Genomic DNA, 21,243 nt, shown 5'->3' with positions numbered 1-21,243 from the left:
TTGCAAATCTGTCCCAAAATCCATTTAGCTCTCAGCTAAATTGTGACTATTATTACAACCAAATAAACCCGAAAAAAGCCAATTTTGTAATTAATTACCAATAATACCTATCTTAAAACCGTGAAAAAGATATTCCTTAACCTAACTTTTTTGTTGGTCATGATATGGTCAGCGGGCTTTGCGCAGACTGTAAAAGACCTGGGCGTATTTGCACAGCATACCGGCAACCCGGTTATCCCGGCTTACCTGGCCGACGCGTCCTTTTTTTACGATGCCAAAACCAACGCGTTCTATGCTTTCGGCACCAATGACGGTGCCGGTGGCGGCAATGTTTTCCCGCCGCAGGCCTGGTACTCTTACGATGGCAAAACCTGGAAAAACAAGATCATTGATCTGCCCAAATCATGGACAGATTTTGCAGGCACTACCGCCGTTTGGGCGCCAAGCATGATCTACTACCAGCCTACGCGCAAATATTACCTCATGTACAGCATCAACTTTAATGTTTTTATCGCCATGAGCAATTCGCCGCTGGGGCCATGGGAAGATGCCAATGGCGAAGCACCGGGTAAAATGTTTTTTAAAGGTTATGACGGGCAGTTTTTTGTTGATGATGACCAAAAGGTTTATTTCAACTTTAATTCGAACCCGTTCAGGATCATCAAATTCCGTTTTGACGCGGCCGGCAAGATATTTTTCGATAACGATGACGCGCGTTTCACCAAAACAGAGGCTACGGAATTTTTAGGAAGCTATCATTACGTACTGGCTGCGGGGCTGAAGAACGCTTTTGAGGCATCGTTCATTTATAAAAGAAAGGGCCTTTATTACCTCATGTGGTCGTTTAAAGGCAGCGAGGAATATAATGTGCGCTACGCTGTTTCTAAAGAAGTTACCGGCCCCTATACCGAACTGGACAGTTCTGAAACCGTGCCTATTTTACAACGCGACGATAAAAACAATATCCTTGGCCCCGGCCATCATTCGGTTTTTGATTACAACGGGCATACTTATATTGCATACCACCGCCAGCATTTTCCGTTTGTTGACAGCAAGCGCCAAACCTGCATTGACGAAATGCTTTTTAATACCGACGGAAGTATCAAAAAAGTAACACCTACACACCGCGGTGTGCAGTTAAAAAAGATCGCGCCAGCTAAATCTAAAAACCTGGCTTTGGGTAAACAAACCTTAACCTCGTCTGACAGGGTTTATGCTAACGGGCCTTATGCAAAACGCTACCGCACGCACGATATCTCATTTAAGTATGAAGGCAAATATGCCGTGGACGAAAACTACGGCACCCATTGGGATGCGGGCCTTGACGCAAAAGAACCCTGGATAATTGTAGACCTGGCTGCCGACCATAAAATTGACAGCATTGAAACCATGTTTGAATTTACCAGCCGGGCTTATTATTACAAATTAGAATATTTGAACGCCAAAGATGCCGGGAGTTTAGCAACTGTAGCGGCGCAAAAAAACTGGAAGATGTTTACAGACCGTTTAGCCTCCGGTGCAAAGTTATCGCCGGTGACAGACAGGGTTAAGCAGCCTGTTAACGCCAGGTTTGTCCGCCTCACCATCACTCATGCTGATATCCCGAAAACAGCGGATGAATCGGACCCGGTAAATGCAGACAACGCGTTGAGCATATTTGAGCTTAAGGTGTTTGGGAAATAAGGTTTAAGCACAGGGTTCTCTTTGAAGAGCGTGCGGAGACTATAATGTCTTTATTTAAAATGTAAATGCCAATCGCCTTCAGATTCTCTGTCTACAGTTTGTTGTGATTCGAAATCAATTATTACCTTATCTCTTGCTTCTTGGGGATAATCATATATATCTAAAAGTTTTCGTATGTCAACGTTCAATGCGTTGTTGGATTTAAGCCATTTTTTCATTTTATCAGACTCGACGGTTATCCAAATAATTAAATGTTCAGGTTTAATATCATAAACACCATACGACAATACTACTATTGGTTCATCACATACATTGGATACTATTTTTTTAAGATCTTGCTTTATCAACGAGATCTTTGTTTTCAAATCATCTTTTCTAAAAAAGTTTAATGATGTCATATATCTAATGTATTGTAATTTACGATTATTATGGTAACGTCATTATTTTTAATATGTCTTCTAATGATCGAATCTTGAAACTTCATTCTAAAATATATTTTAAGTGTTTTTAATATTATGCGGTAAACTTGGCGAATATCAAAAAGATTAAACAGATCATGGCAACGCGTATCATATTCGTACACTTGTTGTCTCGCTGTCGTACAGGCTTTTACAGCAACCAAATTTTTAAAGTGTTAATTATAAGCATTTTAAAACTTTGGCATGTTTTAGGTTTCATCGATTAAAACAATCATATGTCCTGATGAAAACAGCTCGCCTCATAGCCTTTCTTTTGTCCTTGTATTGCCTGCCTGTGGCCGCGCAGGTTAACCGCCCATTGTATGATGAAGTGAAAGACAGCGTTGTGTCTAAGTTTAACAGGAATGATTATCAGGATATTTACAGCCTTTTAGACACATCATTCAGCAAAAATATTTCATCGGCCCAACTGGTAAGATTTTTAAAGGGGATCCAAAACTCAGGCAAGATCCTTGGCTCTGCTTTCCAGTCCGAAGACAAAGGCGTGGCGTCTTACTTGTTAAATTTTGAATTAAGAGATATGGTGATGCACTTACAGGTAAAACCGGATAAAAAGATCACCACACTGGGCTTTCTGAACGTGCCGCCTGTGCTGCTTGACCATGCGCCAAAAGTGTTAACAGATAACCCGCTCAAATCTGCGCTTGATAAGGCTGTTGATTCGATTGCCCTTGATTATTTCCGTAATGCAAAGGTTAACAGCCTCAGCATAGGTATCCTGCAAAACGGCAAACCACATATTTACAATTACGGCGAAACAAATAAGGAAAATGGTAAGCTGCCGTCCGCGCAAACAGGGTATGAAATAGGCTCTATCACCAAAACATTTACGGCCACCATCCTTGGTCAAGCCGTGTCAGATAATAAGGTATCGCTCAAGGATGATATCAGGAAATACCTGCCGGGTAATTACCCTAACCTTAGCTTTAACGGTGTACCCATTACTCTCGAAAATTTAGCGAACCATACCTCAGGCTTACCCGAGTTACCTGCCGATATAGGCGACCTGGCCGGTTATGACCCTGTTAATCCCGAATTACATTACGACTCGGCCCGGTTTTACACTGCGCTTTCTAAAGTGACAATTGATACCATACCCGGCCATAAATTCCGCTATTCAAACTGGGGCATGTCAGTTTTAGGGCACATCCTGGAGAAAGTGTATGGCAAGCCTATGGCGGTACTGATCAGGCAGTACATCACATCGCCCCTGCACATGAATAGAACCTGGTATATTAATGAAAAGCCTTACTCCAACATAGCCATACCACACAGCGAAAACGACCGGATATTACCAATTACCGATGAACATTATTTTTCGCCCGCCGGCGGATTATGCACTACAGTAAAAGATCTGCTGATCTATATGAACGCCCAAATTGCCGAAAACAGCGCAGCCATTAAACTTACCCACCGGCCAACGGTTAATGATATCGGCTTAGGCTGGGGTGTACGTAACAGCGGCACATCGCGCGAGTATCAGCATAATGGCAGCACACAAGGATCAACCGCGCATATCTCCATATTCCCCGAACTAAACAGCGGTTGTGTGGTCTTATCAAACAACAAAGTACAGTTAGGAAAAACAATTATAGCAATACAGAAAATCTTAAAGCAGAAAGCTTCCTGATCTTTTGGGTTTGCTATTATCTAAACACCACTACCATACCCGGCTCTGATTTATCGCCTTTAGTTGCTGCGGATAGCCCTACTTTGTCAATAATTGTCCCCGGTATGGTTATTCTATTACCGTGGTGTACAATCTGTCGGGTAATGTCAACAGGTGTATTACCGGCAAGGTCCTGCGCCAAAACTTTGGTAAAGTGTACTGGTTGAGCAACAACGATGTTGAGGCTGTTATAATGCCCGAATATGCCGAAAGGCTTATCCAACGCATCAGCCTTTAAAGTAACATCGGCGCGTGGTGTAAGGTATTCGCGCCCGATGGTACGGCCGATAGACGCGATAGCGATAGCCCCATTAGGGTATTTTGATGCCAGGATATAAGGTTTGATAGTGTCGCTTTTTTGTAGGGTGATGATAGGTTTGTCAAGTCCGCGGGTAATAACGGCGGGGGCCTGCCAGGCGTTTTTAAAACCATTGGGCCGGTCCATCCATGTTTCGCGGTCTTGTACTATCCAGTAATCATGCAATAGCGTGGTATCAACAAAAACGCTGGTCTTATTAATGCCAAACGGCAGGGCTATCCGGTGCCACATCACGCAACGGGTCACTTCGTCCAACCTGCTTTTAAGGTCGCGGCCAACCGGTGGAAACGCGTAATCTTGTTTACCGTCGGGCAGTTTGCCGTTATATTCGTGCCGCATAATACCCGTCGCGCAGCCTAAACCGGCTGCTATATAAGGCTCGTCCTCGCAATTGATTACACTAACGGCCTGGCCTTCGGGCAAAGCGGTCAGCAGTTTTCCCACACGGTCAATAGTATGAGGTACCGCTATAATATTTTCAACATCATAAGTACGGTATGCCGCTGCGGTCGAAAGTACGGCCGGTGTCATAGCTTGCTCAATGACAAGGTTTGGTGCGATTTTTTGGCCCAGTTTGGTTAGCGAGGCCCGCCACTCCGCGCTCTTTTCCTGCTGGCCCCAGTCTACCTTCCAGTAGCCGATGCCGGCTTTGTTCATCCAGTTAAAACGTTCGGTCCAGTAGGCCGCGTCGTCATTGTTTTTATAATGTGGTGCCTGTTGCGCGCAGATCCATAGGCCCAGGCCTTTCCAGCCTAATTGTTTTACCTTATCAGATAGCACAGTAAGTTTCTGTGCTGGCGACATTCCCTTTACTGATGGGAACCTTTCGTCATTAACAATTAAGCTTCCGTAATGATTTCTATCACCATTCAACGGGGTTTCCCAATCATCATCCAATACCAAAAAAAGATCTTTATGTAGTTTAGCAAACATGCGCGCCCAGCCCTCAAACTTGCCATTGCCGAAAATGCTTTGCTCGTTCATGGCCTGCCTTGTCGCAGGTGTCGAACTGTAACTAACCACATAGCCCTGCACATTCCAGGTACAAAAATAATCAGCCGCTGCCGAAGGTTTTGCCGGGATCAATGAAACCTGTTTTTTCTGGGCATAACCTGCAAATGCCGCAAGGCAAGCCAATGCTAATAGTATGTTATTTTTCATTTTAATTAACAGCGATATTAAGATTTTATACACTCAAAAAAGAATAAACCCGTAAAAAAACGGGCAACTTATCAACCTATAATTAATCATGTAAGTTATTGGAAAAGAGATTTTTATTTTTAAATTTGATTACCTGTTATTCCTGATGACATGATTAAACCTTATTTTATACTTACATGGATGCACGTTTCTTTATCCCCGGTAAAGCAATTTATCCTGCAAGTTAAAAATACCTTTCTTCAAACCGGTGCAGCCAATCTCCGGCCCTTAAATCAAGATACCCTTAACCAATTTATACTTAACCTAAGTTTTACAATTAATTTTTTCAGTTATGGAAAATACCGACAAAACGCTCAAGATAATCTTAATTACCATACTGGTAGTTACGGTGGTTAACGTAGTTATCATGCTTTTTCAAAAAAGCCAGCTGGGCGAGATCAAGAATAACATCACGCTGTCGCAAAACAATATCCAGGACGCGCTTAATAACTTAAAAAGCGCCCGCGACTCAATAAACGCGATGCAAAAAGATATCCAGGATTTTAAAGACAACATTAACAAGATCCAAACCAACGTAGAGGTAATGAACGTGAAAAAAGAACTTGACGAAGCCAAAGCGCAGGGCCAGGTAAACAGCAAGGTAAAAACGCTTACCCAAAAAAGAGATTCGTTGCTTAAAGAAATGGAAATACTAAACGCTAATTGAACCGATCATGAAAACCTTAAAACTAACCATAACAGCCGCTTTGTTTCTGTTGATAAGCACACATTGCTTGGCCCAAAAAACCATCGAGTTTAATGACGCCGCGAACGAAAAGGTAAACCGTTTTTTTAACGGCCAGTTACTGCTTATTAAAGTTGATACGGCTATTGTATTAAATAAACTGACCTACTCAAAATTCCAATCATATCCCAAACAGGTAAAAAGCCTGACGGACCAGTACATGTCCATCATTCAAACTAAGGACAGCCTGAACACCGTGAAAGAGGGTTACTACCAGCAATTGAAAAGCAAGTATGATTCGTTGTATAGCGCGAGCAAATCCATGGCCGATCAATCAAGCAGCAAGTTAAATAATATTGACAGCAGCTTAGGTAAATCAACCACCGACCTGACCGCCGCCCAGGAAGAATTAAAAAAAGCGCAGGACCTGCTGGCCAAAGAGCAACGCGACCGCAACTCGAAAGCTGTTAAGTTTGGTTTGGGTGGTTTGGTAATAGGCGCGGTTATCGCGCTGATCATAGCGCATTAAGAATGGCCTTGCAAATTCCCGGTTAAAATCGTTAGACGGCATAAATAACCCGTTTAAAAAGAATAAAAATTATATGACCTATAATTGTATTTTTAAACCGTTTACTTATTGCTGCTTATGATGGATTGGTTAAAACGTAACGGGATACATTTTGCTGTTGCCGGGATATTTTTAGTACTGTGCTTTTTCTATTTTTCGCCTGCCTTTCAGGGTAAGGTGTTGGGGCAGGGAGATACGCTTGGCGCGCAATCAACCACCAAAGAGATCATGGATTACCGCGCCCGCGATACCACCATTTTGTGGACCAACCAGATCTTTGGCGGCATGCCCGCTTATCAATTGTGGGCACCTTACAAAGCCAACATAGCTACACATATTGTAACCGCCATTAGTTACTGGCTACCCAGCCCGGTAGGTTTGGTATTGGTGCTGTTACTGGGTACGTACTTTTTATTTAGCGTATTAAGGTTAAGCCCGTGGCTGGCAGCAGCCGGTGCGGTGGCTTTTACCTTTACATCATACAATATGATCCTGCTGGCGGCGGGGCATTCTGAACAGGCTTTTGCCATTGCTTTTTTTGCGCCGATACTGGCCAGTATCCTGTTAACGTTAAGGGGAAGGTATTTGCTTGGATCATCATTGATGGCGCTGTTTCTGGCTATCGAGATCAAGGGCAACCACCTGCAAATGACCTATTATTTAATGATGGCCATTTTGATACTGATAGGTATCGAATTGTATCATGCCATAAAAAATAAAACCGTCGCGCAATTTGTAAAATCATTGTGTTACCTGGCAGCGGCATCGTTACTGGCCTTCGCGGTAAACGCGTCAATTTTATGGAGCACCTACGAATATGGCAAAGACAGTTACAGGGGCAAATCAAACCTGACCAATAACTCCAAAGAACCGCGGGATGGCCTTGACAGGGATTACATTTATCAATACAGCCAGGGCGTTGCAGAATGTTTTACCTTTTTAGTGCCCAACGCTTCGGGTGGTGCTTCGGGGCCGCAGCTGTTTGACGAAAACTCTGAAATGGTTAAGGTTTTCACAGATAAAGGGCAGCCGGCAGAACAGGCGTTAAACATTATACAACAAATAACCACCAGGCCGGGTATGGAAGGTCTATCGCTTTACTGGGGCGATAAACGTCCTGACACCAGCGGGCCGAATTACTTCGGCGCAGGCATTTGCCTGTTGTTTGTATTAGGCTTATTGATAGTTAATGACCGGTTGAAATGGTGGCTGCTGGGTACCGTGGTATTAACTATGCTGCTGTCCTTCGGTGGCAACTGGCCTTATTTGTCGGATCTGTTTTTAAAATACTTCCCGCTGTATAATAAATTCCGCACGGTTGATTCTATTCTGGCTGTCACCAGCCTGTGCGTGCCGGTGCTGGCTTTTTTAGCCATCAGGGAAGTGATAGCTACCGCGGATAAAAAGATCCTGGTTAAAAAACTATTGCTGTCGTTATATATAACCGGCGGGCTCTTATTAATACTGATAGTCCTGCCTGAATTGTTTTTAAGTTTCAGACCAAGCGACCAGGTAAGCAGCGTGGCCAATTTAACCCAGGCTTTACGGGGCGATGGTGCTACGGCCAACGCGCTGGCTAATGCTGTGGTGAAGGACAGGGTCAATCTTGAACGCGCCGACGCTACACGGTCGCTGGTATTTGTGTTGTTTACGTTTGGTGTTGTATGGCTGTTTATCAAACAAAAACTAAACCTGGCCACCTTTTCCGTTGTTCTGCTGGCGCTGATATTGGTTGATCTTTGGCAGGTAGACAAACGTTATTTAAAAGACACCAACTTTACCGATAAGCAGGAAACATCGGTACCGCAAAGGCCTGTCGATACAGAGATAGCCAAAGACCCGGATCCAGATTTCAGGGTATTCGATGCAACGGCAAGTATGAAGCAGGACGTACAGAATCCGTTCTTCCATAAAACATTAGGCGGTTACTCTGCCGCGCGCATGAAACGGTATGATGAATTGATGGACAATCAATTTAACGGGCGGGCAAACCCGGCTGTATTGAACATGCTTAACACCAAATACATCATAGCACCCGATTCAGGCAAGCAGGGAGAAACCCTGTACCCCAACCCTGCCGCCTGTGGCAATGTATGGTTTGTTAAGCGTATAAAATATGTTGCCAATGCCGATGAAGAAATGCAGGCGCTTACCCACTTTGAGCCTAAAGATGAAGCGATAGCGGATAAACAGTACCAAACTATAATAGGCAATGAACAGATAGCGCCCGATAGCAGCGCTACGATAAAATTGGCCGCCTACAATCCCGACCACATGGTTTACAGATCATCTTCAAAAACAGCGGGTATTGCGGTTTTCTCGGAGATCTATTACAACAAAGGCTGGAAATTGCTTATTGATGGCACGGAGAGCCCATATTTCAGGGCCGATTACCTGTTGCGGGCCGCGCCTATCCCGGCAGGGCAGCATAAAATTGAATTTATTTTCCACCCAAGGTCTTACTACGTGGGCGAAGAGATCTCTACAGCCGGCTCTATACTACTGGTGTTATTGTTGGGCGGTGCATTATTTGGTAATAAGATCCGTAAATATATCCCTGATAACGAAGTGAAAAGTTAGGAGAAACAAACAGTACACCAACAAATGAAAAACAAACCAGGGCTGATATTTTTATGGATAAATATGCTGATGCTCTGGTTCGCGCTGGTATTGCAGTTTATTATCTCTACCGGGATGTATCAGTCAGAAGGCCGGTCATTTTTTGGTGCGCTGGTACAGATCCTGAGCTTTTATACCATACAAACCAATCTCCTGATAGCGGTGGCACTTACCGCAATTCTATTCGCGCCGGGTTCCCGTTGGGGCAGTTTCTTCGGGCGCGCTTCGGTATTAACAGCCATCGCGGTTTACATACTGATAGTAGGGTTGGTTTACGCTACGGTATTAAAAGGCATCTGGCAATTGCACGGACTATTTAAACTGACGGATGTTTTATTGCATGAAATAAGCACGGTTAGTTTTTTATTATTCTGGGTACTTTTTGTGCCGAAGGAAAAACTAAAATGGAACCTGTTATTATCCTGGGCAATATTCCCGCTGCTTTATTTGGTGTATAGCCTGGCGCGTGGTGCAAGTACCGGCTACTATCCTTACCCGTTTTTAAACGCCGCCAAGTTTGGTTACGCGCAGGTGTTGATCAATTCGACCGGCGTGTTGGTGATATTTTTGATATTGAGCAGTTTTTTGATCGGGGTTAGCAGGTTGGTTAACCGCGGTAATAGTGCTGCTTAAAGAATCTACATGCCTATTACTTTTGGACCTTTCAGGATAACAAACTTGGACTTTCCAAGAAAGCTTATCTAAAAATTTACATTGAACTTTGCAGTGTAAATTTTCAGATCATGAAAAATAATAAAGCCTATATAATTACCGGTCCGACATCGGGCATTGGTTATGCCACGGCGCTTGAATTGGCAAAACATGGCACTGTCATTCTTGTAGGCAGGAATGCAGAAAAACTGAGTCAGATACAAAACGAGATAAAAGCCAAAGGGTACAATGCCATGCCTGTGGTGTGTGACATATCAGATATAAAAAGCGTAAAGCGTGCGTCTGAACAGATCATCGCGCTTAAGCTGCCCCTTGCCGGATTACTTAATAACGCAGGTATAATGCCGGCCAAACCAGCCAAAAGTGCACAAGGCTGGGATATGACATTTGCCACGAACCATCTCGGGGCATTTGCACTGACCGAGGCACTTGCGCCCCATCTTATTGACGGAGCGAACGTTGTTTTTATAGCATCAGCCATTGAGGACCCCGAACGCAAACCGGCAAAGATCATGGGGATGAAAGGCGGTCGTTACTTATCTGCCGAGGCCAGTGCCCGCGGCGAATGGAAAACGGGAGGGTCTAAAATGCCGGGCATTGATGCTTATGCCACATCAAAACAATGCATTCTCGCGGCGGCAATGGCGCTTGCACGTGAAAACCCCAAATTAAATTATAATGCCGTAGAACCGGGAATAACCCGCGGAACCGGTCTTGGTGGTGAAAGCACGAATGCATTTGTCCGATTTTTGTTCGGTCATTTGATGGCGATCATTCCTCCTTTCTCTGCATACAGCAGTACGCCAAAAAAATCAGCGATAGTGATCACAAAGATCCTGACTGATGGTTCCGGTAAAACAGGCATGTATTTTGACGAGAAAGGCAAGCCAATGGATGGCTCGGCGCAGGTTCGCGATCCGGAGTTTCAAGATCGCGTAGTGAATGAAACACGCGCCTTGTTATCAATCGTTAAATAAGGTAAATTTGAAATGCCAACATGCCCATATCAGATTATCATATCGGGGTGATCTCACCCGAACAATTTGTAGCCGAACATACTTTCGCTTATATCATCAATGGCGAAATGCACCTGTATGACGGAAGCAGCAACTATGTGTTCAAATCAGGGGAATGCGGACTTGCCCGAAAAAATCGTTTGATAAGATTTAAGAAAGAAAAAGTAAACGGAGAACTGGAAAAAGTCTTCGTTTTTTTTGATGAGACATTTCTTAAAGCATTTCAGGAAAAACATCAACCGCGTGTGCTGAAATTTCAATCAGACGAAACGATTTTACGCCTGCCGGAAAATAAGTTGTTACCAAATTTCATCAAGTCGTTACTGCCATATTACGATCATGGAAAAATAACTCCCCCTTTTGCAGATGTAAAACGGGAAGAGCTACTTATTATCCTGCTGCAAAATCAACCCGAACTTGCAGGGTTGTTTTTTGACTTTGCCGTGCCACAGAAAATAAACCTGGAAGAGTTTATGAACCGTAACTATAAGTTCAATGTAAGTATAGATCGTTTTGCTTATTTAACGGGCCGTAGTATATCGGCTTTTAAGCGTGACTTTAAAACTATCTTTAATGAAACGCCTAACCGTTGGCTGGTTAAAAAACGCTTGCAGGAGGCTTATTTCCTGATCGGTACAAAGGATCAGAAAGCGTCAGAAATTTATCTCGACCTGGGCTTTGAAGCTTTGTCGCATTTTTCATTTGCATTTAAAAAACTATTCGGGCTTACGCCTACGCAACTGTCCGAACAACAAAAAACATCCATTAAAACATCACTATGAAATTAGCAAACAACAAGATCCTGATCACCGGCGGCGCTACCGGCATCGGCCTGGGACTAACCGAAAGGTTTATCCGGGAAAACAACACCGTTATTATTTGCGGCAGACGGGAATCAGTATTAAACGAAGTAGCTGAAAAATTCCCGGGTGTGATCACCAAAGTATGCGACATTGCAAACGAAGCAGAACGCGCAGAACTTTACAATTGGGTAGCGGCTAACCACCCGGACCTGAATGTACTGGTAAACAATGCCGGCATTCAAAACTGGATGAACATTGCGGATGATAACTTTTATGAAAAAGCCGCCAACGAGATCACCATTAACGTTATTGCTCCTATCCATTTAACGCAGCTATTTTTAAAGCTGAAATCGTTAACCACTGTTATGAATGTTACATCGGGATTGGCTTTTGTACCCCTTTCAAAGGTGCCGGTGTATTGCGGTACCAAAGCTTTCTTACGGTCGTTCACGCTTTCGTTAAGGCACCAATTGAAAGATACCGGTACAGAGGTAATTGAAATTATCCCGCCGGCATTAAATACTGATCTTGGTGCAAAGGGGCTTCACGATGCGCACCCTCCTGTAAGTGAGTTTATAGTATCCATATTTAAACAATTGCAGGAAGGTAAAACCGAATTAACTTTCGGCACCAGCGAAGCAAGAGCAGAAGCCAATAATGAAACTATTATGGATTATTTTAACAGGATGAACCCGTAGTAATTTCTTTCTATACAAGAACGGGATGACAAAGCATAATGCTTTATCATCCCGTTCTTTATTTTGGTCATTATCTAAAGCTTATGACTGGATAAAAGCCAGCAGGTCTTTGTTGATAGTTTCAGCTTCGGTAGCCGGCATACCATGCGGGAAGCCCGGGTAAGAGATCAGTTTTCCGTTTTTCAAAAGCTTGATAGCTTTAGCGCCAGAAAGCGGGAACGGCACGATCTGGTCGTCTTCGCCGTGCAATACCAACACGGGGATATCAACACTTTTAAGATCTTCTGTGAAATCTGTTTCAGAGAAAGCCTTAATACCGTCATGATGTGCCTTTACACCGCCCATCATACCCTGGCGCCACCAGTTTTTACGAATGCCTACTGATATTTTGGCACCTTCGCGGTTATATCCATAAAAAGGAATGGTAAAATCTTCAAAATATTGAGCACGGTTAAACGCGGTACCCTGGCGGATCTCGTCAAAAACAGACATGGGTACGCCATCCGGATTATTTTCGGTTTGGACCATCAATGGAGTAACCGCGCTGATCAGCACTACTTTTGATACTCGGTCTTTACCAAGGTTAGCCGCGTAATGAATAGCTTCGCCACCACCTGTTGAGTGGCCGATGTGTACTGCATCTTTCAGGTCAAGCGCTTCTGTAACTGCCGCAACGTCGGCTGCGTAGGTATCCATGTCATGACCATCAGAAACCTGGCTTGATCTGCCGTGTCCCCTGCGGTCGTGGGCAATAACGCGGTAGCCTTTTTCAAGGAAGAACATCATTTGCGCGTCCCAGTCGTCGCTTGATAATGGCCAGCCATGGTGAAAGAACAGCGGTTTGCCTGTTCCCCAGTCTTTGTAATAAATTTCGGTTCCGTCTTTGGTGGTGATTGTGCTCATGTCGTTTAGTTTTTGAGTTAAGTATTTTGTTTGTTGAAACAAATGTGGGGCTATTTTCCGCGGTTAAACTTAATGTAGATCAAGAAATAAAAAAGAAACTATAGCATCGTTTTGTTTGATGAAAACAATAAATATTTCTGCCAAGTCTCAACAGTTGTTTAAAATAACTCGCCTATCCCTCCTTAGCCTTATTTTCGATCCGTTTCCTGATCCGGCTTAAAGAAGGGTTGGTAATGCCGAGGTACGACGAAATATGATAAGCCGGGATGCGTTCGACGATCTTGGGATGGTCTTTAAGCAAACGCAGGTAACGTTGTTCGTGCGAGAAGAAAATAAATTCTTCGGTACGGGTTTGCGCATTGGCAAAGAACGATTCGGCCAGCAGCCTGCCAAATGTCCCCCAGTTGGGATGGCTCGCATAAAGATTGTTCAAATCTTTGTAAGAAATGAAGAAGATCTCTGAATCTTCCATCGCTTCGATAAAATACCAGCAGGGGTTGCGGGAGATGAAACTCCTGAAAGAAACCACAAACTGATTTTCAGAAAAGAAGAAGATGTTCTTATCTTCTTTGGTATCCGGGTCATGGTAATAGATCCTGAAGATACCCTTTACCACCAACCCAAGGTCATTGCAAACCATGCTTTGCATATTAAAAAAATCGCCTTTATTGATCTTACGTGCTTTCCAAAATGGCTGGCTGTCGCTGAGATCCTTGTCGGTTAATGGCGCAAATTCCTTTAGATACTTTGTTAATATTTCGTTCTTGTCTATCACTTGATCAAATATAGCAGGAATCTGACACACGCATTTTCACTTAAGTGAAAATTACGACAGATAATAAGCCTGACCTTTGGCATCATAAAACAATAATTTAAAAAATCATGACATCAAATATTTCATCAAAAACAGCCGGATCATTACGTAAGCTATACTTTATCCGCGCAGCATTTTCAATTACCTGGGTGATCCTTGTCGCCCTTTTTGCAAAAACATCGCCAGGCATTGGCAGCCTTTTGCTGATCATTTACCCGGCCTGGGATGTTGTGGGTACTTTTCTTGATATTCGCGCCAATAAGAACAGTCCATCAAAAACGCCGCAGTATGTAAACTTGGTTATCAGCAGCATTACTACCGTGGCCGTTGGCATTGCCATACAAAAAGGCGTGCCGGAAGCACTGATGGTTTTCGGTGCCTGGGCCATTGGTACAGGGTTGATCCAACTGATTTTAGGTTTACGCCGCCGTAAATTGTTAGGCGGCCAATGGCCCATGATCATCAGTGGCGGCCAGTCTATGCTTGGCGGCACCTCGTTTATCATCCTGGCGCACGACCCTACAAAAGGCATTACCAGTTTAGCCGGCTATGCCGCGTTCGGTGCATTCTATTATTTGCTGGCCGCGTTGCGACTGTCAAAAACAGTTAACCAGACTGCCTGATCAAACAAAAAGCCTTAAGTTTTAAGCTTAAGGCTTTTTGCATCTATTGAAATATATAACTTGGTAAAACGTTTTATTAAATCACACTCATTGTGTATATTGGGATACCATACGTTATCATATATACAAATGAAAAATCCTAATCAGATCCCCGGAAAAAGGCCATTAAGCCATGTTATTATATTGTCTCTTGTAATGGGGTTTTGCCTCAACATAAATTTAGCCAATGCCCAACAATCAAATAGCAAAGCCGGTAATGTAATCGATCAAAAAGCTATAAAACTTACCGCCGCTCAATTGGCAATGTTTGCAGGGAAATACAAAACTATGGACGATAATGGAAGGGACGTTTATGTCACAATAATTTCTGTAAAAGGCGGCATTATTTTAAAGCAATTGCAGGGCCGGGGCGAGTCTATAAGCTTTTACCCTACCGATCTGTATGAATTTCACACAAACCATTTTGGTAAAGCTTACTGGATCAGGTTTGGCGGAAAGAGCAAGTACAAGGCCGACAGCTTCGTCACTATCGACAACGATATTTGGGTCAGGGTTAAATAGAATTATTAAACCTGATTTCGGAATAAGAAACAATATCGTACACAAAGTTCCTGCGTAATATCCCGCCGGGACATTGGAAAAAAGAATAGCTATCTTTTAATAAACACAACCCGGGCATGGATTATATTCGTCGCCTTTTGCGCGCCAGTTTTTGCGTTCGTCGTCGTTTTTAAGCGCGTGATAATCATTTGATATGCCGTAGGCGAAATTGCTTTTCAATTCGGATTTCTCTTTACCCATAAGCTGCAGGCCATGTCTATAAGTATCTATCGCCGTTTCCCAATTTTCTTTTTGGTCGTAAGAAAAACCTAAGACAATATAAAAGAATGGATTTTTCAGGTCGAACGCGATCGCCGATTTTAAAATTTCAATAGCTTTATCAGGTTGATCTATGGAGTTGTAAGCCCAGGCCAGTTTAAGCTCGACACCCGGGCTGCCCAGGTAATAGCCAAAATCTACCTTTTGTTTAGACCCTATATAATGCGGGTTTACTTTATATATTTTTTGCAGATAATCAATTGCTGTTTCTATATAACGTGAATTGGCATAAATACATGCCTGGCTATAATTATAAGCTAACGTATCTGTATAAGTGTAATAAGGTTTTACCCAGTCAGGTTCAGATTGTTTTATATTCAATTCATTAAAATGCTCATCAGAAACTAAAGCAAAACGCCAGATGGTGATCGAGGAAACAAATCTGCCGGGGCTTAGCATTTTCCTGGGATACAAAACTTTTGTTGAGGCCTCATCCAGTAAATACTTTTTTTGATTATCTATTTTAAAAACTCCGGCCTGCTGAAAAACGAAACCCACCTCCGGATCAATATATAAAAATCCAAAAGGATAGGCCTCAGAAGTATTGCTTCGCGGCATTATTACCCAATGATTTTCGCCATCAACAAAGCCTTTATCGTAAGTAATATTTGCGTCATTCCATATTAATCGCTGCGCATTTACTTGAAAAGCAATGCAAAAAAGCATCAATAACAGGATAAGGTTTTTCATGGTTACTTAAAGTTACCGAAAACTTATTAACTAAAAGCCTGCATTAACAAATCTTTTATAATTAGGTGACGTAGGAGGCACATATGATTTACCTTTTATCATCCAATTTCTATATTCCTCCTGGTTCCCAAGATTTTTGTAGGCATCTGCCATATTAGCTGCCATTTCGCCTTTTTCTTCAGATTGTCCTTCCGCTGTTAGTTGCAGGCCAAGCTTGTAAGCCGTAATAGCCTTATCAAAAAGGCGTTTATGTGCATAGGCATACCCCAATTCCTTATAAAGGAATAAGTTCTTAGGATCACTTTTTACTGACGGCTCTAACACTTTGATCGCCTCATCAAAACGATTTAAGCCATTATAGGCAAAGGCCATTTCAAACCCCAACCCCTTATAATGCGGATCAATTTTGTAAACACGCTCTAAATAAGGTAACGCAAGGGCGCATTGGTCTACGGCGTTATAAACAAATCCCAATCTAAAATTATGTTGTACAGTATCGGTATATTTATAGTACGCCTTAACCCAATCCGGTTCGGGCTCAATTTTTAACTCTTCAAAATGTTTTGGTGATAACAAGGCCACACGAAACCAATTTGCCGGCAAGCGATATTTATAGGAAGCCTTATTTGGAAACACAGAAGATTTGTTAACATATCTTCCCTTATCATCAACACTAAACATACCCTGTAAATCAAACGTAAACCCGGCATATTCATCAATGTAAATATAGCCGTACGCATAGGTTTTGGCAGTATCGCTTTTTTGGGGTAGTACTACCCATCTGCGTTCGCAATTGACGAAGAGCTGTCTGAATTTTAGCGATGTGTCAACATTTGCAATTTGTGCACTTACTTTAACAAAAAAGCAGGTAATAAGTAATGACAGGATAAGGTGTTTCATGGTTAAATAAAGTTAATCAAAACAGGCTATAATAGAACACTTCTTTAAGGAATACAACTTGGACAAGGGCTATATTCAAGGCTTTTTTCATGCCAGTATTTACTCTCCTGATCGCGATTAAGCTGGGCAAATGAGTAACTTATAGAACCGGCCATCAAACTTTTAAATGATGATTTATCAGCGGATATCTGTGCTATCGCTTGCTGATAAACCTCAATTGCATTCAACCAATCTGATTTGTCTCTATAAGCCATTCCCAATTCATAATAGAAAGCCAAATTTTTCGGATCATTCTGTATCGCTTTGTTTAATATGGTAATAGCCCTATCATATTGCCCTTTTACAACATAGGCGGGCGCCAGCTTAAGCTCAATTCCCTGACGACTGATCCAATAAGCATGATCCATCGGGATCTTTACCCCTTTGTAATGGGGCGATACCCGGTAAACTTTTTCTAAATAACCTATTCCGGTATCTCTATCGGTTTCTTCGACATGAAAGCAGCCCCAGCGGTAATTATGGTCAAGCGTATCAGTATAAACATAATAAGGTTTTACCCAAATGGGTTCGGCTTCAATTTTTAATTCTTTAAAATGTTTTGGCGGCAAAATTGCAGCATGTGGCGGTGGCATAATTCTTACATTTTGGCCACCTAAGGTATCCATGAATCGAATCACCCGGGTAACAGAGTCCTGGTCATTATTACCGGGGCTAAACGTGTATATATCTTTTTTACCGTATCTAAGTACGTATCTATTCTTTTTACCTATTTCAAACTGTCCTGCCTCTTTAAACATAAAACCTTTGTATTTGTCAATATAAACATATCCAAAAGTGTAACATGAATAGGCAACAGGCTTCTTCAAAACTACCCAGTGTTTTTCATAGGCCATAATTGAATTATCAAATTTTAAAGCAGTGTCAACGTTTGCAGTTTGTGCGCTTGCAGTAATTACAAAGCAGGTAAGCATCAATGACAGGATAAGGCGTTTCATGGTTAAATAAAGTTACCTAAAACAGCTTATAAACAAAACGTCCACCTAAAATATTTTAGGCGGACGTTGTTATTGTTGTTATTAATGTGACGGTGCTCCCGGAGGGGCCGGTGGTGGTGCTAATTTACGCGGCGGACCACAACTGGTAACTAAGGTGCCTACCACTGCTCCAAGCAATAACAGGCGTAAAAACTTATTTTTCATAATTGTATCGTTTTATAGTTATAGTATAATACTTATCAGATTGAATTTGTTTTCCATCAAGAAAACCGTGCTTTACTTAACCTTGTATTTTAACAATATCGATCCCGGTGCATCTGCCGATTGCAGTTCAATACCGTTTTTAAGTTCTTTACCTGATTTTATGAATTTTGACCCATCGTTGGCATTAGTTAATTCGTAATCAACAGCCGGGTTTAATCCCGACAGCTTTACCACAATGGTTTTAGGCGCGTCTTTTCCGCGCCTGAATGCAAACACCAGCCCTGTTTCGTCTGATTTTTTATGTAATTGATAGGCAACCCAAACATTATCGCCGGTTAGATCGCCCAGGCCGGTTAAGGGGTAATAATCTTCATAAAAATAAGGGCGAATAGCTTTATAATCCGCAATTACCCTTTGCATATCTGGTATGGTTACGGTGTTGCTGTTAATTTTCCAGCCGATAACCATAGCGCTGCTCATGCTGGAGCGCGCATTATAATTATCGGTTGCATAAATACCGGTTCCGTGCTGGGGCAGCCAAAAGTTTAAGCCGTATGTATGGTTTTGATAGCCGGTAGTTTCGCCGTAATTATAGTCGGTACGCCAAAGCGGTGCACTGCGCGATGTGGTCTCCATATCTAAACGCCTGCCCCCGCTGGCACAATTGTCAATTAAAAGGTTAGGGAACTTAGCTAATAAAAAATCCCAAAAAGCATACAAGCCTTCAATGTGCCTTATCTCCCTGATACCCGTACGCCCGGGTTCTTCATTAGCCTCCCAATACGGGTCGGCATGCATGTTAAAATCCTGGCGATAATAGTCAAGGCCGTTATCCTCTATCATTTTAGCTATATAATTGCTCAGCCATTTACAGGCTTCTTTATTCCCCAGGTCAAAAAGATATTGGCGGCTGTTAGGGATCTTAAGCATCCATTCCGGGTGCAGCTTATCAAACATTGATCCGGCTACTACACGCTCAGGCTCAAACCAAAGCATAAATTTTGATCCTACTTTATGTGCCGCGTCCGACACGGGTTTTAAGCCGTGCGGAAAACGCACAGTATCAACCGTCCAATTACCTACAGAGGTGTACCAATTGCCGCCGCTGTAATCGGGGCCGCCGCTACCGGTATACCAGCCGGCATCTAACCAAAACACCTCGGGCACTATATTAAATTGCTTATACCTGTTAATTACAGCAATGGCAAAATCCGCGGTCAAACAACTGTATTCATTACATGGCGGCGGGTCGCCCCATGCAAAGCCGCCCGATAAAGGATATTCTGCAAATTTGCCGTTTATTTTACGCGAGTGATATTTAAGTATATACTGGCGCAATTTGTTATTACCCGCCATGGGGTCATCGCCTTGCCAAAACAGCATGTTAATACTTGGCGTCCTGATGCTTTCGCCGGGATAAAGAAACAGCTTCATATTTTTCATACCGGTTGCCATCCATAAGGTTTTTGTATCTTTTTGCACAAAATCGGCAAACCAGGTGCCCGTCCAGCCGATGCCTAAAACTATACCTGCTTTGTTTGCCGACTCAACATTAAAAAACGGAAAAGCAGTATCGTCTGACGAGCGGCCGCCTGCCGGCGAAAAATATTGCTGCTTACCCGGTTCAAAAGGTGTTAGTTTCGGACTAAAATCGGCACGTGCGGCATTGCTACCGTTAGCATGCAACAAATTAAAATTACCCGGCCGATTGTAATTAACCGCGAGATCAAGCACGTTTACTTTCTCTAACACCGATGAATTTTTTGAGGATGTATTGGTGAAATTAAGCACCCACTCAACCGCCTGAAAATCTTTATAACCGCTTACCAGGCATTTTACCTGCATACCGGTCAGCTTATCGGTATAAGAAACCTGGTATTTAATTACCCCCTCATCATCGGTTTGCATTTTTTGCAGCTTGTAATCCCACTTGGTGATAAAGGATGCAGATGGTTTGCCGTTGTAAACAAACGAAAAAGGGGGCACCTTTGCTTTAGCAAATGAATTGCTGATCCATTTTTGCACATCTACAATACCGTCTACCCGTTGCGTCATTTGTGCAGACAGGCCAATAGGTAAAAGCAGTAGTACTACAAGTTTTAATACACTGTTTTTTAAACGCATTTTAAGTTTATTATTGGTTTATATTGGGCTTAACCGGCCATCGGGGAAACAGGTTTACATACCGGCATACAAATACATTAGCTTGTATACACAACCCAAAAACTAATGTAGTACTTTTTTTAATAAAACCAATTTTAGCTGCTGATTTTCGTCCTTACAGGTTCAATATTTAATATTCCGTTTTTATCTTTAAATTAGTTTAAAGAACGCATTGTTATGAAATCAATAGAGATTATTTCCATTCCGGTTACAGACCAGGCGCGCGCCAAAGCATTTTACCTGGCTTTAGGTTTTGAAATAGTAGTTGAGGCGCCTTTTGAGGGTGATAAAAAATGGATACAGCTCTGCCTGCCCGGCAGCAAAACCCCAAGTATTACACTGGTAACGTGGTTTGAAAATATGCCGGCCGGCTGTATTAACGGTTTTGTAATTAAAACAGACGATATCCACAAAGATATAAGTGACCTGGCTGAAAAAGGGATAGCCGCAGGGCCTGCCGAAAAAACTCCGTGGGGGCTATTCGCCGCTGTGATTGATCCTGACGGTAATAGGATCAGTTTGCATGGAGATGCGTGAAGTCGATTTTGAAAGCTATAGATCCACTTTGCGCCCGTCTGTAAGTAATGCTTAACTTGTTTAGCGTCTGTGACGCGATATAATTGCTGCGCCATATTAAGCACTGATTATAAATCAGCGCGAG

General features: G+C 42.7%; 21 protein-coding genes. 12 read left to right on the top strand and 9 right to left on the bottom strand.

Annotated features, from left to right (window positions below; translation table 11 throughout):
• Positions 1 to 120: 120 nt before the first annotated feature.
• Positions 121 to 1,683: a family 43 glycosylhydrolase gene (locus tag FO440_RS08080; protein ID WP_222103944.1), complete on the top strand. Its 1,563-nt coding sequence runs from the start codon at positions 121 to 123 to the stop codon at positions 1,681 to 1,683.
• 50 nt (positions 1,684 to 1,733) lie between these two features.
• Here the strand turns inward: FO440_RS08080 and FO440_RS08075 are convergent, their stop codons facing one another.
• Positions 1,734 to 2,081: a hypothetical protein gene (locus FO440_RS08075; protein ID WP_144247683.1), complete on the bottom strand. Its 348-nt coding sequence runs from the start codon at positions 2,079 to 2,081 to the stop codon at positions 1,734 to 1,736.
• A 304-nt stretch (positions 2,082 to 2,385) separates the two neighbouring features.
• On the opposite strand from FO440_RS08075, the gene FO440_RS08070 reads away from it, so the two are divergent.
• On the top strand, positions 2,386 to 3,792 hold the full coding sequence (locus FO440_RS08070) for a serine hydrolase domain-containing protein (RefSeq protein WP_144247682.1): 1,407 nt from the start codon (positions 2,386 to 2,388) through the stop codon (positions 3,790 to 3,792).
• Between the two features lie 16 nt (positions 3,793 to 3,808).
• Here the strand turns inward: FO440_RS08070 and FO440_RS08065 are convergent, their stop codons facing one another.
• Positions 3,809 to 5,311, bottom strand: coding sequence for an alpha-amylase family protein (locus tag FO440_RS08065; RefSeq protein ID WP_144247681.1), 1,503 nt, complete (start codon positions 5,309 to 5,311; stop codon positions 3,809 to 3,811).
• A gap of 331 nt (positions 5,312 to 5,642) precedes the next feature.
• Between FO440_RS08065 and FO440_RS08060 the strand changes: the two genes are divergently transcribed.
• From FO440_RS08060 to FO440_RS08030, 7 genes are all read left to right on the top strand, one after another.
• The gene (locus tag FO440_RS08060) at positions 5,643 to 6,017 is read left to right on the top strand and encodes a DUF2746 domain-containing protein (protein ID WP_144247680.1); all 375 of its coding nucleotides are present in this window, start codon (positions 5,643 to 5,645) and stop codon (positions 6,015 to 6,017) included.
• Positions 6,018 to 6,024: 7 nt separating this feature from the next.
• Positions 6,025 to 6,564 (top strand): hypothetical protein, encoded by a 540-nt coding sequence (locus tag FO440_RS08055; RefSeq protein ID WP_144247679.1) that lies wholly within the window; start codon positions 6,025 to 6,027, stop codon positions 6,562 to 6,564.
• Positions 6,565 to 6,681: 117 nt separating this feature from the next.
• The gene (locus FO440_RS08050) at positions 6,682 to 9,183 is read left to right on the top strand and encodes a YfhO family protein (protein ID WP_144247678.1); all 2,502 of its coding nucleotides are present in this window, start codon (positions 6,682 to 6,684) and stop codon (positions 9,181 to 9,183) included.
• Positions 9,184 to 9,207: 24 nt separating this feature from the next.
• On the top strand, positions 9,208 to 9,855 hold the full coding sequence (locus FO440_RS08045) for a Pr6Pr family membrane protein (protein ID WP_144247677.1): 648 nt from the start codon (positions 9,208 to 9,210) through the stop codon (positions 9,853 to 9,855).
• Positions 9,856 to 9,965: 110 nt separating this feature from the next.
• Positions 9,966 to 10,871, top strand: a complete 906-nt coding sequence (locus FO440_RS08040; RefSeq protein ID WP_144247676.1) for an SDR family NAD(P)-dependent oxidoreductase — start codon at positions 9,966 to 9,968, stop codon at positions 10,869 to 10,871.
• Between the two features lie 20 nt (positions 10,872 to 10,891).
• Complete coding sequence (locus FO440_RS08035; protein ID WP_144247675.1) at positions 10,892 to 11,692, top strand: helix-turn-helix domain-containing protein; 801 nt, start codon at positions 10,892 to 10,894, stop codon at positions 11,690 to 11,692.
• On the top strand, positions 11,689 to 12,411 hold the full coding sequence (locus FO440_RS08030; protein WP_144247674.1) for an SDR family oxidoreductase: 723 nt from the start codon (positions 11,689 to 11,691) through the stop codon (positions 12,409 to 12,411). Before FO440_RS08035 ends, FO440_RS08030 begins: the two co-directional genes overlap by 4 nt.
• Before the next feature lie 81 nt (positions 12,412 to 12,492).
• Here FO440_RS08030 and FO440_RS08025 read toward each other — a convergent pair whose 3' ends face one another.
• A complete protein-coding gene (locus FO440_RS08025) occupies positions 12,493 to 13,314 on the bottom strand; it encodes an alpha/beta fold hydrolase (RefSeq protein ID WP_144247673.1) in 822 nt (273 codons plus the stop codon).
• A 172-nt stretch (positions 13,315 to 13,486) separates the two neighbouring features.
• Positions 13,487 to 14,089: a Crp/Fnr family transcriptional regulator gene (locus tag FO440_RS08020; protein WP_144247672.1), complete on the bottom strand. Its 603-nt coding sequence runs from the start codon at positions 14,087 to 14,089 to the stop codon at positions 13,487 to 13,489.
• A gap of 107 nt (positions 14,090 to 14,196) precedes the next feature.
• On the opposite strand from FO440_RS08020, the gene FO440_RS08015 reads away from it, so the two are divergent.
• The gene (locus FO440_RS08015) at positions 14,197 to 14,751 is read left to right on the top strand and encodes a hypothetical protein (RefSeq protein WP_144247671.1); all 555 of its coding nucleotides are present in this window, start codon (positions 14,197 to 14,199) and stop codon (positions 14,749 to 14,751) included.
• 129 nt (positions 14,752 to 14,880) lie between these two features.
• Positions 14,881 to 15,312 (top strand): hypothetical protein, encoded by a 432-nt coding sequence (locus FO440_RS08010; RefSeq protein ID WP_144247670.1) that lies wholly within the window; start codon positions 14,881 to 14,883, stop codon positions 15,310 to 15,312.
• Between the two features lie 96 nt (positions 15,313 to 15,408).
• On the opposite strand, the gene FO440_RS08005 is transcribed toward FO440_RS08010, so the two are convergent.
• The 5 genes from FO440_RS08005 to FO440_RS07990 all read right to left on the bottom strand — a co-directional run bounded on the left by FO440_RS08005 (position 15,409) and on the right by FO440_RS07990 (position 20,543).
• Positions 15,409 to 16,320: a tetratricopeptide repeat protein gene (locus tag FO440_RS08005; protein WP_144247669.1), complete on the bottom strand. Its 912-nt coding sequence runs from the start codon at positions 16,318 to 16,320 to the stop codon at positions 15,409 to 15,411.
• A 30-nt stretch (positions 16,321 to 16,350) separates the two neighbouring features.
• Positions 16,351 to 17,220 (bottom strand): tetratricopeptide repeat protein, encoded by an 870-nt coding sequence (locus FO440_RS08000; RefSeq protein ID WP_144247668.1) that lies wholly within the window; start codon positions 17,218 to 17,220, stop codon positions 16,351 to 16,353.
• A gap of 44 nt (positions 17,221 to 17,264) precedes the next feature.
• Positions 17,265 to 18,215, bottom strand: coding sequence for a tetratricopeptide repeat protein (locus FO440_RS07995; protein ID WP_144247667.1), 951 nt, complete (start codon positions 18,213 to 18,215; stop codon positions 17,265 to 17,267).
• Positions 18,216 to 18,296: 81 nt separating this feature from the next.
• Positions 18,297 to 18,419 (bottom strand): hypothetical protein, encoded by a 123-nt coding sequence (locus FO440_RS24975; protein ID WP_262711483.1) that lies wholly within the window; start codon positions 18,417 to 18,419, stop codon positions 18,297 to 18,299.
• A gap of 72 nt (positions 18,420 to 18,491) precedes the next feature.
• Positions 18,492 to 20,543, bottom strand: coding sequence for a glycoside hydrolase family 36 protein (locus FO440_RS07990; RefSeq protein ID WP_144247666.1), 2,052 nt, complete (start codon positions 20,541 to 20,543; stop codon positions 18,492 to 18,494).
• A gap of 216 nt (positions 20,544 to 20,759) precedes the next feature.
• Between FO440_RS07990 and FO440_RS07985 the strand changes: the two genes are divergently transcribed.
• A complete protein-coding gene (locus FO440_RS07985; protein WP_144247665.1) occupies positions 20,760 to 21,119 on the top strand; it encodes a VOC family protein in 360 nt (119 codons plus the stop codon).
• Positions 21,120 to 21,243: the final 124 nt, after the last annotated feature.

The sequence above is a fragment of the Mucilaginibacter corticis genome (genome assembly GCF_007558865.1).
GTDB lineage: Bacteria > Bacteroidota > Bacteroidia > Sphingobacteriales > Sphingobacteriaceae > Mucilaginibacter > Mucilaginibacter corticis.
This window is presented reverse-complemented; position numbering and strand designations above follow the sequence as displayed.

Coding starts and splice junctions, on each gene's coding strand:
- FO440_RS08070 (WP_144247682.1), top strand. CDS start 2,386: ATGAAAACAGCTCGCCTCATAGCCTTTCTTTTGTCCTTGTATTGCCTG.
- FO440_RS08055 (WP_144247679.1), top strand. CDS start 6,025: ATGAAAACCTTAAAACTAACCATAACAGCCGCTTTGTTTCTGTTGATA.
- FO440_RS07995 (WP_144247667.1), bottom strand. CDS start 18,215: ATGAAACGCCTTATCCTGTCATTGATGCTTACCTGCTTTGTAATTACT.
- FO440_RS07985 (WP_144247665.1), top strand. CDS start 20,760: ATGAAATCAATAGAGATTATTTCCATTCCGGTTACAGACCAGGCGCGC.
- FO440_RS08050 (WP_144247678.1), top strand. CDS start 6,682: ATGATGGATTGGTTAAAACGTAACGGGATACATTTTGCTGTTGCCGGG.
- FO440_RS08075 (WP_144247683.1), bottom strand. CDS start 2,081: ATGACATCATTAAACTTTTTTAGAAAAGATGATTTGAAAACAAAGATC.
- FO440_RS08040 (WP_144247676.1), top strand. CDS start 9,966: ATGAAAAATAATAAAGCCTATATAATTACCGGTCCGACATCGGGCATT.
- FO440_RS08005 (WP_144247669.1), bottom strand. CDS start 16,320: ATGAAAAACCTTATCCTGTTATTGATGCTTTTTTGCATTGCTTTTCAA.
- FO440_RS08000 (WP_144247668.1), bottom strand. CDS start 17,220: ATGAAACACCTTATCCTGTCATTACTTATTACCTGCTTTTTTGTTAAA.
- FO440_RS08060 (WP_144247680.1), top strand. CDS start 5,643: ATGGAAAATACCGACAAAACGCTCAAGATAATCTTAATTACCATACTG.
- FO440_RS08025 (WP_144247673.1), bottom strand. CDS start 13,314: ATGAGCACAATCACCACCAAAGACGGAACCGAAATTTATTACAAAGAC.
- FO440_RS08045 (WP_144247677.1), top strand. CDS start 9,208: ATGAAAAACAAACCAGGGCTGATATTTTTATGGATAAATATGCTGATG.
- FO440_RS24975 (WP_262711483.1), bottom strand. CDS start 18,419: ATGAAAAATAAGTTTTTACGCCTGTTATTGCTTGGAGCAGTGGTAGGC.
- FO440_RS08065 (WP_144247681.1), bottom strand. CDS start 5,311: ATGAAAAATAACATACTATTAGCATTGGCTTGCCTTGCGGCATTTGCA.
- FO440_RS08010 (WP_144247670.1), top strand. CDS start 14,881: ATGAAAAATCCTAATCAGATCCCCGGAAAAAGGCCATTAAGCCATGTT.
- FO440_RS08015 (WP_144247671.1), top strand. CDS start 14,197: ATGACATCAAATATTTCATCAAAAACAGCCGGATCATTACGTAAGCTA.
- FO440_RS07990 (WP_144247666.1), bottom strand. CDS start 20,543: ATGCGTTTAAAAAACAGTGTATTAAAACTTGTAGTACTACTGCTTTTA.
- FO440_RS08035 (WP_144247675.1), top strand. CDS start 10,892: ATGCCCATATCAGATTATCATATCGGGGTGATCTCACCCGAACAATTT.
- FO440_RS08030 (WP_144247674.1), top strand. CDS start 11,689: ATGAAATTAGCAAACAACAAGATCCTGATCACCGGCGGCGCTACCGGC.